The following is an 11,267-nucleotide window of genomic DNA, read 5'->3' as shown; positions in this document are numbered from 1 at the left end:
GGCCCGAGATGTGGGCGCCGGGCGCGCGGGCGGGGCGCGGAGGAGGGACGGGGGCGCCGCTCGCGGGCGGGTGGGTCGGTGGGTGCGGCACTCCGGCCGCGGGCGGATGGGGCGGCTGGTACGGAGGGCCGCCCGTGTACGGGCTCCTCGCCGCCGGGGTCCGGACCGGTCGCGACGGCGGCGGTGCACCCGTCGTCGGAACGGTGTCCGCGGGGAGGCCCTCAGGGTCGGCCGGTCCGGCGGGGACGCGCGGATCGGTCCCCTCCGGGGGCACCGGAGGGCGTGGCGGGATGGAGGCACGGCGTGCTTCCGTACCCATGCACCCCCCGTTTCCTCGTTGCCCGGGTCGCCCCGGATGATCGTCGGGGCGTTCGACCGCCCGTGGAGAGCGTCCGTCGCGTCCGGGGGCCGGTCCGCCCGGGGCGCCCGCCGCCCGCCCCGGGCATCCGTACCCGTGGCGGCGCGTCACCATCCCGGCCGGGAGTCGTCCCCCGCGCTCGCGTCACTTTACGGGTTGACACGGTCCTGGAGGGAACCAGTCCGCTCGCCCGGGGCATCTGCCCGGAACATCCCCCTACCCTGCGGTAAATCGGTCTGGCAGGCTTCGTTCATGACCGGCCGTGCCCTTGACCGCGCCCGTTATGACCGGGCGACCGCACACCTCGACGCGCCCTGCGCGATCGTCGATCTGGAAGCCTTCGACGCGAACGCCGAAGACCTGCGCCGAAGGGCCGGCGGCAAGCCGATCCGGGTGGCCAGCAAGTCCGTGCGCTGCCGGGCCCTCCTCGAACGCGTCCTCGCCCGTGAGGGTTTCGCGGGCATCATGTCGTACACCCTCGCCGAGTCCCTGTGGCTCGCCCGTTCCGGCTTCGACGACGTTCTGCTCGCCTATCCGTCCACGGACCGCGCGGGCTACGCCGAACTGGCCGGCGACCCGAAACTGGCCGCCGCCGTCACCGTCATGGTCGACGACCCGGCCCAGCTCCGGCTCATCGACGACGCACGGCAGGGCGGCCGGGAGACCGTACGCGTCTGCCTGGAGCTGGACACGTCCCTGAGGCTGCTCGGCGGGCGCGTGCGGGTGGGCGCCCGGCGCTCCCCGCTGCACTCCCCCGCCCAGGTCGCCGAGCTGGCCCGGGCGGTCCAGCGGCGGCCCGGGTTCCGGCTGGTCGGGGTGATGGCGTACGAGGCGCAGATCGCCGGGGTCGGCGACGCGCTCGCCGGGCGGCCGCTGCGCTCGCGGGCGATCCGGCTGATGCAGGCCGTGGCGAAGAAGGAGATCGCCCAGCGGCGCGCCGAGGTGGTGCGCGCCGTCCGGGCCGTGGCGCCGGACCTGGAGTTCGTCAACGGCGGCGGCACCGGCAGCGTGCAGCACACCGCCGCGGAGGCCGCGGTGACCGAGATCGCGGCCGGGTCGGGGCTGTACGTGCCGCGGCTGTTCGACGACTACACCTCGTTCCGCGGCCGTCCGGCGGCACTGTTCGCCCAGCCCGTCGTGCGCAGGCCGGGCGTCGGGGTCGTCACCGTGCTCGGTGGCGGCTACCCGGCCTCGGGCGCCGCGGGCCGTGACCGGCTGCCCGTGCCGTACCTCCCCGAAGGGCTGCGGTACGACCCGCAGGAGGGCGCCGGCGAGGTGCAGACGCCGCTCCTGGGGTCGCCCGCGGACGACCTGCTCCTCGGCGACAAGGTGTGGTTCCGGCACGCCAAGGCCGGTGAGCTGTGCGAGCGGTTCGACGCGCTGCACCTGGTGTCGGGCGACGAGGTGACGGCGACCGTGCCGACGTACCGCGGTGAGGGGAGGACCTTCCTGTAGACCGGTCGCGGCGGCGCTACAGCGGTGTGACGTACGCGCCCGAGATCCCGCCGTCCACCAGGAAGTCGGTGGCGTTCACGAAGGAGGAGTCGTCGCTCGCGAGGAACGCGACCGCGGCGGCGATCTCCTCCGCGCGGGCGAACCGGCCGAGCGGGATGTGCACCAGCCGGCGCGCGGCCCGCTCCGGGTCCTTGGCGAACAGTTCCCGGAGGAGGGGCGTGTCGACCGGCCCCGGGCACAGGGCGTTGACGCGGATGCCCTCGCGGGCGAACTGCACGCCCAGCTCGCGCGACATCGCGAGGACACCGCCCTTGGAGGCCGTGTAGGAGATCTGCGAGGTCGCCGCGCCCATGCGGGCGACGAACGAGGCCGTGTTGATGATCGATCCCCTGCCCTGGCGCCGCATGTAGGGCAGGGCGGCCTTGCAGCACAGGTAGACGGAGGTCAGGTTGACCTCCTGGACGCGCTTCCACGCCTCCAGACCGGTGGTCAGGATGGAGTCGTCGTCGGGGGGCGAGATGCCCGCGTTGTTGAAGGCGACGTCGACGCTGCCGTACGTGTCGTACGCCGCCCGGAACAGCGCCTCGACCTGGTCGGCGTCGGTGACGTCCACCCGTGCGAAGAGGCCGCCGACCTCAGCCGCGGCCGCCTTGCCCGCTTCCTCGTCGATGTCGCCGCAGACGACGTGGGCGCCCTCGGAGGCGAGGCGGCGCGCGGTGGCGAGGCCGATGCCGCTGCCGGCACCGGTGATCACGGCCGTACGGCCCACGAGACGGCGGCAGACGCTTCCTTCGGTCACGGTCACTGTGCGGGCCCCTCTGTGCTGATGAAGACGTTCTTGGTCTCGGTGAAGGCGGCGAGGGCGTCCGGGCCGAGCTCACGGCCGACGCCCGACTGCTTGAAGCCGCCGAAGGGGGTCCAGTAGCGGACGCTGGAGTGGGAGTTGACGGACAGGTTGCCCGCGCGGACGGCCCGCGAGACGCGCAGCGCGCGGCCGACGTCCCGGGTCCAGATCGATCCGGAGAGGCCGTACGGGGTGTCGTCGGCGAGCCGGACCGCGTCCGCCTCGTCCTCGAACGGCAGCACGACGGCGACCGGCCCGAAGACCTCCTCGACGGCCACGCGCGCGCGGGGCTCGACCCCGGTGAGGACGGTGGGCGGGAACCAGAAGCCCGGTCCCTCGGGGGCCTTGCCACGGATGCCCTCGGCGTCCGGCGCGACGTACGACCGTACGCGCGCGAGCTGGGCCGCGGAGATCAGCGGGCCCATGTCGGTGCCCTCGTCGGCCGGGTCGCCCACGCGGACGGACTCGACCGCGGGCGCGAGGAGGGCGAGGAAGTCGTCGTACACGGAACGCTGGACGAGGATGCGGGTGCGGGCGCAGCAGTCCTGGCCCGCGTTGTCGAGGAAGGACATCGGCGCGCTCGTGGCGGCGGCCTCCAGGTCGGCGTCGGCGAAGACGATGTTGGGGCTCTTGCCGCCGAGTTCGAGGGTGACGCGCTTGAGGTGCGCCGAGCCCTTGGCCAGCACCTGGCGGCCCACGGCCGTCGACCCGGTGAAGACGATCTTCGCGACGCCCGGGTGCTCGACGAGCGCGTCGCCCGCGACCGGTCCCTCCCCCGGCAGCACCTGGAAGAGGTGCTCGGGCAGGCCCGCCTCCAGGGCGAGTTCGGCGAGGCGCAGGGCGGTCAGCGGGGTGGTCTCGGCGGGCTTCAGGAGGACCGCGTTGCCGGCCGCGAGCGCGGGGGCGGCGCCCCAGGCGGCGATGGGCATCGGGAAGTTCCAGGGCGCGATGACGCCCACCACGCCGAGGGGTTCCAGGAAGGTGACGTCGAGGCCGCCGGGGACGGGGATCTGGCGGCCGGTGAGGCGCTCCACTCCCCCGGCCGCGTAGTCGAGCAGGTCGCGGACGTTGCCCGCCTCCCAGCGGGCGTTGCCGAGGGTGTGCCCGGCCTCGCGGACCTCGAGCCGGGCCAGCTCCTCGACGTGGCCGTCCACGGCCGCGGCGAAGCGGCGCAGCAGCCGGGCGCGGTCGCCGGGGGCGAGCGCGGCCCACGTGAGCTGCGCCTTCGCGGCCCGTGCCACCGCCGCGCCGACGTCCTCGCGGGACGCGGCCGGGACGGTGGAGACGACCTCCTCGGTCGCCGGGTTCAGTACCTGGAGCTCGTGCTCGTACGACACTTGACGCGACCTCACATGCGTTCGAAGGAGCGGCGCAGCTCCCAGTCGGTCACCGCGGCGTCGAAGGCGGCCAGTTCGACCCGCGCCATGTTGCGGTAGTGCGCGACCACCTCGTCGCCGAAGGCGGCCTCGGCGATCGGGCTGTTCTCCCACAGCTCGGCGGCCTCGCGCAGGGTGGTGGGCACGTGCTCGTACTCCCCCGCGTACGCGTTGCCCGCGCACGGGTCCGGCAGTTCCAGTTCGTGTTCGATGCCGTACAGCCCGGCCGCGACGAGCCCGGCGACGGCGAGGTAGGGGTTGACGTCCCCGCCGGGGAGCCGGTTCTCGAACCTGAGCGAGCGGCCGTGGCCGACCACCCGCAGGGCGCAGGTGCGGTTGTCGTGTCCCCAGGCGACGGCGGTCGGCGCGAAGGAACCCGGCTGGAACCGCTTGTACGAGTTGATGCCCGGCGCGTAGAGGAGGGAGAAGTCGCGGAGCGCGGCGAGCTGGCCGGCCAGGAAGTGGCGCATGACGGGTGACATGTCGTGGCCGTCGCCGTCGGCCATGACGCTGTTCCCCTCCAGGTCCGCCAGCGAGAGGTGGATGTGGCAGGAGTTGCCCTCGCGCTCGTTGAACTTGGCCATGAAGGTGAGCGAGACGCCCTCCTGGGCCGCGATCTCCTTGGCGCCGGTCTTGTAGACGGCGTGCTGGTCGCAGGTGACCAGGGCCTCGTCGTACCGGAAGGCGATCTCGTGCTGCCCGGGGTTGCACTCGCCCTTCGCGGACTCCACCGTCAGCCCGGCGCCCGCCATCTCGTTGCGGATGCGGCGCAGCAGGGGCTCGACGCGGCCGGTGCCCAGCACCGAGTAGTCGACGTTGTACTGGTTGGCCGGGGTCAGGCCCCGGTAGTTCGCGTCCCAGGCCCGCTCGTAGGTGTCCTTGAAGACGATGAACTCCAGTTCGGTGGCGGCCATGGCGGTGTACCCGAGGGCCGCCAGCCGGTCGAGCTGGCGGCGCAGTATCTGCCGGGGCGCGGCCACCACCGGCGACCCGTCGCTCCAGTTGAGGTCGGCGACCAGCAGGGCCGTGCCCTCGTGCCAGGGGGTGCGGCGCAACGTGGTCAGGTCCGGGTACAGGGCGAAGTCGCCGTAGCCGCGCTCCCAGGAGGACATGGCGTAACCGTCGACGGTGTTCATCTCGGTGTCGACGGCGAGGAGGTAGTTGCAGCCCTCGGTGCCGTGCTCCAGCACCTCGTCGAGGAAGAACCGCGCGGCGAACCGCTTGCCCTGGAGCCGTCCCTGCATGTCGGGGAAGGCCAGCACGACGGTGTCGATCTCGCCTCCCGCGACGAGGGCGTGCAGTTCCTCGACGGTGAGCGGGGGTGTGCGGTCTGCCACGGGGAAGGGCCTCCTTCGGCCGGCCGAGGACCAAGGGCCATAAGGTATTGCGGAGAACCATTGCTTGGGAAGGGGGCACGGCGAGATGCCGAAGCCGGATGCGGACTCCTCGGACGCCCCGCACGCCCCGGACGGCCGCGCGGACGACCGGCTGGCGCCGGTGCTGCGGCCGGTGCGCGCCGGCAACGGCTTCGAGGAGGCGCTGGAGCAGGTCCTCCAGGTCGTGCGGCTCGGCCTGGTCCCCGCGGGCGGACGGCTGCCCGCCGAGCGGGACCTGGCGCACCGTCTCGGCGTCAGCCGGGTGACGCTGCGCGAGGTGCTCAGGGTGCTGCACGACCAGGGGCTGGTGGAGGCGCGGCGGGGGCGGTACGGGGGCACGTTCGTGCTGCCGCGCGCGCAGGCGCCCGGTGAGGACGAGCTGCGCCGCCGGGTGGAGCAGGTGGATCTGGAGGACGTGCTGCGCTTCCGCGAGGTGCTGGAGGCGGGCGCGGCCGGGCTGTGCGCGGCGCACGGGCTGGACGCCAAGGGGGCCGCCCGGCTGCGGGACGCGCTGCGGAGCACGCGCGACGCGCCGCTGACGGAGTACCGGCGCGCGGACACGCTGCTGCACCTCACGCTCGCCGAGCTGTCGGGGTCGCCGACGCTCACCGCCCAGTACGCGGCCGTCCGCGCTCAGGTGAACGACCTGCTCGACTGCATCCCCCTGCTGGTGCGCAACCTTGAGCACTCGCAGCGGCAGCACGCCGCGCTGGTCGGGGCGGTCCTCGACGGGGACGCGGACGGCGCGCGGGAGACGATGCGGGAGCACTGCGGGGGGACGGCGGCGCTGCTGCGGGGGTTCCTGGGGTGAGCGCCGCGCCCGGCCGCCGTGCGGGAGGCGGGTTTACGCGCGTTTAACGCACGGGTCTTGCGTTGCGGCCAGCGGCACCGCAAAGGTATGCAGCCATTCCATTGAGCGCATCGAGCGGGAGTCGCGCCATGCCTTCGGACACATCCGGGCCCTCGGACACTTCCGGGCCCTCGGACCCCTATCTGCAGCGGAGGACCCTCCGCCGGGGCAGCGCCGGCTGGGTGCTGCTCACCGGACTCGGCGTCGCCTACGTCGTCTCCGGCGACTACTCGGGCTGGAACTTCGGGCTCGCCGAGGGCGGCTTCGGCGGCCTGGCGATCGCGCTGGTCCTCATGGGCACCATGTACGCCTGCATGGTGTTCGCCCTCGCCGAGCTGTCCGCGATCCTGCCCACGGCGGGCGGCGGCTACGGCTTCGCGCGCCGGGCGCTCGGCCCCTGGGGCGGCTTCCTGACCGGTACCGCGATCCTCATCGAGTACGTCCTCGCGCCCGCCGCCATCTCGATCTTCATCGGCGACTACGTGGAGTCCCTGGGCCTGTTCGGCCTGGAGTCCGGCTGGCCGGTGTACCTCGCCTGTTTCGTCGTCTTCATCGGCATCCACCTGTGGGGCGTGGGCGAGGCGCTGCGCTTCAGCTTCGTCGTCACCGGTATCGCGGTGGCCGCCCTGGTGGTCTTCGCGGTGGGCGCGCTGCCCGAGTTCGACGCCTCCTCGCTGGACGACATCCCGGTCGACCCGTCCGCGTTCGGAGCGAGTTCCTGGCTGCCGATGGGGCTGCTGGGCATCTGGGCGGCGTTCCCGTTCGGCATGTGGTTCTTCCTGGGCGTGGAGGGCGTGCCGCTCGCCGCGGAGGAGACCCGGGACCCGGCCCGTACGCTGCCGCGGGCGATCCGCTGGTCGATGGGCATCCTCGTGGTCCTCGCCGTGGTCACCTTCTTCGCCGCCGCGGGTGCGCGCGGCTCGGCCGCCGTCCAGGACGCGGGCAACCCGCTCGTCGAGGCGCTCCAGCCGGACGGCGAGGCCACGGCGCTCAGCCGCGTCGTCAACTACGCCGGCCTCGCGGGCCTGGTGGCCTCCTTCTTCTCGCTGATCTACGCGGGTTCGCGCCAGCTGTTCGCCCTCTCCCGGGCCGGCTATCTCCCCCGCTTCCTCTCCCTCACCAGCCGCCGCAAGGCGCCCTACCTGGGGCTGCTGGTGCCGGGCACGATCGGCTTCGCGCTGGCGGCGGGGACGGGTGACGGCGCGCGCATGCTGAACGTCGCCGTCTTCGGCGCCACGATCAGCTACGCGCTGATGTCCCTGTCGCACATCGTGCTGCGGCGCCGCGAACCGGACCTGGAGCGCCCGTACCGTACGCCGGGCGGGGCGCTGACCTCCTCCGTCGCCCTGGTCCTGGCCTGCGCGGCGCTGGTGGCGACCTTCCTGGTGGACGTGACGGCGGCGGTCATCGCGCTGGTGGTGTACGCGGTGGCGGTGGCCTACTTCGGGCTGTACAGCCGCCGGCACCTGGTGGCGAAGGCGCCGGAGGAGGAGTTCGCGGCGCTGGCGGCGGCCGAGGCGGAATTGGCGCGGGACTGAGGCGTTCGATCCTTGATGACATCGGACGAGACGAGGAGCAGCAGGTGGCGAGGCCGCTGATCGGTGTGAGCACGTACCTGGAGTCCGCCGCGCGGTGGGGCGTCTGGGAGCTGGAGGCTGCCCTGCTGCCGGCCGGGTACCCGCGGCTCGTCCGGGCGGCGGGCGGGCTCGCCGCGCTGCTGCCGCCGGACGACCCGGCGTACGCCGCCGAGGCCGTCGCCCGCCTGGACGGTCTGGTGATCGCGGGCGGCGCCGACGTCGACCCCGCCCGCTACGGCGCCGAACGCTCCCCGCGCACCGGTCCCCCGGCGCCTGAGCGCGACGCGTGGGAGCTGGCCCTGATCGACGCCGCGCTGGCCGCCGGCACGCCCCTCCTGGGCATCTGCCGGGGCATGCAGCTCCTCAACGTCGCCCTCGGCGGCACGCTGGTCCAGCACCTCGACGGCCACGTCACCGAGGTGGGCGTCTTCGGCCGGCACGTGGTCAGGCCCGTGCCGGGGTCCCGGTACGCGGAGATCGCGCCCGAGGACGCCTCGGTGCCCACGTACCACCACCAGGCGGTCGACCGGCTCGGCGCGGGGCTGCGGCCGTCGGCGTACGCGGCGGACGGCACCGTGGAGGCGGTCGAACTGCCGGGTCCCGGCTGGGTGCTGGGCGTGCAGTGGCATCCCGAGATGGGCGAGGACACGCGCGTGATGCGGGCGCTGGTGCGGGCCGCGTCCTGAACCCGCGCCGCCGGTCGTCGCCCCTCGCCGCCGCTACCCCCGCGTCAGTGACAGCAGGTCCCGGGCCGGACCCGCCGGCCGGTGGCCCGCCGGCCAGACCGCGCGGAGCGCCCGGCGCAGCGTGACGTTCCGTACGGGCACGTGCACCAGGCGGCGGGCCGAGAGCTCCTCGCCGAGGGCCAGTTCGCTCAGCACGGCGGGACCGGCGCCGCCCACCGCCGCGGCCTTCACCGCGGTGGTCGTGGACAGTTCGATCAGCGGGCGGGCGAGGCCGCCCAGCGCCGCGTCGAGGACCTGCCGGGTGCCCGACCCCTCTTCCCGCAGGACCAGCGGGGTCGCCGCCAGTTCCGCCGCGTCCACCGGCCGCCGGCGCCGCGCCCATGGATGGCCGGGCGCGGCCACCACGATCAGGTGGTCGTGGGCGATGACCGTCGAGTCCAGACCCGGTGGCACGCCCGGCCCCTCCACGAACCCCAGGTCCGCCTCGTCCGCGAGCAGCCGGTCCACGACCACCGACGAGTTGCCCGCGTGCAGCGACACCGCCGTGTCGGGACGCTGGACTCGCAGCGCGACGAGCCAGCCGGGCAGCAGGTACTCAGCGATCGTCATGCTGGCCGCGACCCGCAGCCGGGAGTCCCTGCGGTCCCGCAGCGCCTGCGCGCCCGCGTCGAACGCCTCGGCCGCCTCCACCACGCGCCGCGCCCAGTCGGTGACCAGCGCCCCGGCGTCCGTGAGCCGCGAGCCGCGCGGGGACCTCTCGACGAGGGCCACGCCCAACTGCCGCTCCATGGACCGGATGCGGCTGCTCGCCGCCGGCTGGCTGACCCCCACCTCCCGGGCCGCCCGCCCCAGGGAGCCCAGCCGGGCCACGGCCAGCAGCAGCTCCAGCGCCCCGAGGTCCGGCACCCGGTGCGCGAGCCCGCCGCGCGGCAGGCGCGCGTCCGCTCCGGTTCGTCCCTCCGCCTCGCTCATAACTCCAGCTTATGCGCTGTGCGGGGGTATCCCCTGGATCCCGTGGTGAGCCGCGCGCAGGGCCGCGCCCAGCACCCTGGGCGTCTCGGCCAGCGACGGGCCGTACCAGGTGAGGTGACGGCCACTGACCAGGGCGCACGGCAGCCCGGGGAATGCCTCGGGCCCGTCCTCGGCCGTGAAGCGGTACGGCTCGTCGGGCAGGACGACGAGGTCGGCGTCGGCGGCCCGCAGCTCGTCGGCCGGCACGCGCGGATAGCGTTCCGGGTGTCCGGCGTACAGGTGGTCCACGCCCAGCCGCGCCAGGACGTCCCCGGCGAAGGTGTCCCGGCCGAGCACCATCCACGGACGGCGCCAGACGGGCACGACGGCCGTCGTACGGCGCTCGGGGACGGGGAGCCGGGACCATGCCTCCTCGGCCTCGTCCAGCCAGCGCGGCCGTCCCGTCCGGCCGGCCCCGGCCCCGCACGCCCGCAGCACCCGCTCCAGTTCGGCGAAGGCCTGCGGAACGTCACGCACCTCGGTGACGAGGAGCTCCGTACCGGCCTCCCGCAGGGCGGTCAGGTCGGGTGCGCGGTTCTCCTCCTCGTTGGCGATCACCAGATCGGGGGAGAGCCGGAGGACGCGGCCGACGTCCGGGTTCTTGGTGCCGCCGACACGCGTCACGTCGAGCCCGGCGGGCCGCTCGCACCAGTCGGTGGCACCGACCAGCACCCCGGGCACCGTGAGCGCCACCGCCTCCGTCAGGGACGGCACCAGCGAGACGACCCTCACCGGTGCGGCCGCTCCTGGATCGCCTCGACGTGCTCCGCGACCGCGACGACCACCAGCCGGGTGTCGGGCACCGTCGCCCGCCAGCGGTGCCGCACCCCGCCGGTGAGGTAGAGGGTGTCGCCGCGTCCCAGCCGGTAGGCGCGGCCCTCGGCCTCGATCTCCACCGCGCCGTCGGCGACGTACATCAACTGGTCGTTGCGGTACTGGAACTCGCGGCCCGCGTCGTGGTCGCCGGTGAACTCCGAGGCGTGCATCTGGTGGTGACCGCGCACCAGGGAGCGCACCCGGGGCGCGGGCTCCGTCTCGGGGGCCTCGGCGCGGACGACGTCCACGCTGCAGGCCGGATCGGCCGCGGCGAGGAGCTCCACGGCGGTGGTGCGCAGGGCGTCGGCCACCCGGTCCAGGGAGCTCGTGCTGGGTCGCGCCCGGTCGTTCTCCACCTGGCTGAGGAAGGGCACGGACAGGCCGCTGCGCTCGGCCACCACGGCGAGGGTGAGTGCCAGCGCCCGACGCCGCCGCCGCACGGCCGCGCCCACTCGTAGCGGCTGCTCTTTGTGGTCGCCCATCGCTCCGGCTCCCTCCTTCGCCCGTCGCCTTCGTCACCCGCGCGTCCCGGCCGGGGCGCGCTCCTCCTGAGGGGTTCTCTGCACCCTACGCATGTTCGGCAAACCGCTTCATGCGCCCGTCACATCGACGTCACATTGTGTACGCCTCGGCCCCTCGGTTCGCGCCGTCTGACGGCTGCCCGCCACCGGCACGGCCGGCGCACCGGCGGGGGCCGAGGCGGCGACGGGCGGGCGCAGCCGGGCCCGGAGGGCGTACGGGCTCCGCCGGAGGTGCCCCGCGCGGACGCCGGCCGGCGCCCCGAGCGGGACCGTGCCCCGGAGCGTAGCGCTTCGTGGTTGTCCGGATCCTTGCGGTCGGCCTCGCCCTCCCGGGCGCCCCCGGACACGGCGCACAGGACCCGGACATGCCGCGAGGGGTGGGCTCCGGCGCGCGCAT

General features: G+C 74.5%; 10 protein-coding genes. 4 read left to right on the top strand and 6 right to left on the bottom strand.

The genetic code is table 11. The annotated features are described in order from the left end of the window. Positions 1-610: 610 nt before the first annotated feature. Positions 611-1,813: an amino acid deaminase/aldolase gene (locus UW392_RS21155; protein ID WP_320776623.1), complete on the top strand. Its 1,203-nt coding sequence runs from the start codon at positions 611-613 to the stop codon at positions 1,811-1,813. A 16-nt stretch (positions 1,814-1,829) separates the two neighbouring features. Here UW392_RS21155 and UW392_RS21150 read toward each other — a convergent pair whose 3' ends face one another. From UW392_RS21150 to UW392_RS21140, 3 genes are read right to left on the bottom strand one after another with little or no spacing between them, the layout of a single operon-like run. Then, positions 1,830-2,612 carry a 3-oxoacyl-ACP reductase gene (locus tag UW392_RS21150; protein WP_320776622.1) on the bottom strand — a complete coding sequence of 261 codons (783 nt, stop codon included), beginning with the start codon at positions 2,610-2,612 and terminating at the stop codon, positions 1,830-1,832. A 2-nt stretch (positions 2,613-2,614) separates the two neighbouring features. Beyond that, complete coding sequence (locus UW392_RS21145) at positions 2,615-3,994, bottom strand: aldehyde dehydrogenase family protein (RefSeq protein WP_320776621.1); 1,380 nt, start codon at positions 3,992-3,994, stop codon at positions 2,615-2,617. Positions 3,995-4,005: 11 nt separating this feature from the next. Beyond that, positions 4,006-5,370, bottom strand: coding sequence for a glutamine synthetase family protein (locus UW392_RS21140; RefSeq protein WP_320776620.1), 1,365 nt, complete (start codon positions 5,368-5,370; stop codon positions 4,006-4,008). An 85-nt stretch (positions 5,371-5,455) separates the two neighbouring features. On the opposite strand from UW392_RS21140, the gene UW392_RS21135 reads away from it, so the two are divergent. The 3 genes from UW392_RS21135 (at position 5,456) to UW392_RS21125 (ending at position 8,522) form a co-directional block, all read left to right on the top strand. Then, complete coding sequence (locus UW392_RS21135; RefSeq protein WP_320776619.1) at positions 5,456-6,220, top strand: FadR/GntR family transcriptional regulator; 765 nt, start codon at positions 5,456-5,458, stop codon at positions 6,218-6,220. A gap of 128 nt (positions 6,221-6,348) precedes the next feature. Further along, entirely contained in the window at positions 6,349-7,797 is a 1,449-nt protein-coding gene (gene eat / locus UW392_RS21130) for an ethanolamine permease (protein ID WP_320776618.1), read from the top strand. A gap of 44 nt (positions 7,798-7,841) precedes the next feature. Then, positions 7,842-8,522, top strand: a complete 681-nt coding sequence (locus tag UW392_RS21125) for a gamma-glutamyl-gamma-aminobutyrate hydrolase family protein (protein WP_320776617.1) — start codon at positions 7,842-7,844, stop codon at positions 8,520-8,522. Positions 8,523-8,555: 33 nt separating this feature from the next. Here the strand turns inward: UW392_RS21125 and UW392_RS21120 are convergent, their stop codons facing one another. From UW392_RS21120 to UW392_RS21110, 3 genes are read right to left on the bottom strand one after another with little or no spacing between them, the layout of a single operon-like run. Next, entirely contained in the window at positions 8,556-9,494 is a 939-nt protein-coding gene (locus UW392_RS21120; RefSeq protein ID WP_320776616.1) for a LysR substrate-binding domain-containing protein, read from the bottom strand. Between the two features lie 9 nt (positions 9,495-9,503). Further along, positions 9,504-10,265: a helical backbone metal receptor gene (locus UW392_RS21115; RefSeq protein ID WP_320776615.1), complete on the bottom strand. Its 762-nt coding sequence runs from the start codon at positions 10,263-10,265 to the stop codon at positions 9,504-9,506. Continuing rightward, a complete protein-coding gene (locus UW392_RS21110; protein WP_320776614.1) occupies positions 10,262-10,831 on the bottom strand; it encodes a helix-turn-helix domain-containing protein in 570 nt (189 codons plus the stop codon). Before UW392_RS21110 ends, UW392_RS21115 begins: the two co-directional genes overlap by 4 nt. Positions 10,832-11,267: the final 436 nt, after the last annotated feature.

This window comes from Streptomyces sp. CRN 30 (genome assembly GCF_034105845.1).
Note: the sequence above shows the minus strand (reverse complement) of the source record. Positions and strands in the feature narration are given on the sequence as shown.

What these genes read in the sequence shown, in the direction of transcription:
- UW392_RS21120 (WP_320776616.1), bottom strand. Translation starts at nt 9,494, where the DNA reads ATGAGCGAGGCGGAGGGACGAACCGGAGCGGACGCGCGCCTGCCGCGC.
- eat (WP_320776618.1), top strand. Translation starts at nt 6,349, where the DNA reads ATGCCTTCGGACACATCCGGGCCCTCGGACACTTCCGGGCCCTCGGAC.
- UW392_RS21135 (WP_320776619.1), top strand. Translation starts at nt 5,456, where the DNA reads ATGCCGAAGCCGGATGCGGACTCCTCGGACGCCCCGCACGCCCCGGAC.
- UW392_RS21110 (WP_320776614.1), bottom strand. Translation starts at nt 10,831, where the DNA reads ATGGGCGACCACAAAGAGCAGCCGCTACGAGTGGGCGCGGCCGTGCGG.
- UW392_RS21155 (WP_320776623.1), top strand. Translation starts at nt 611, where the DNA reads ATGACCGGCCGTGCCCTTGACCGCGCCCGTTATGACCGGGCGACCGCA.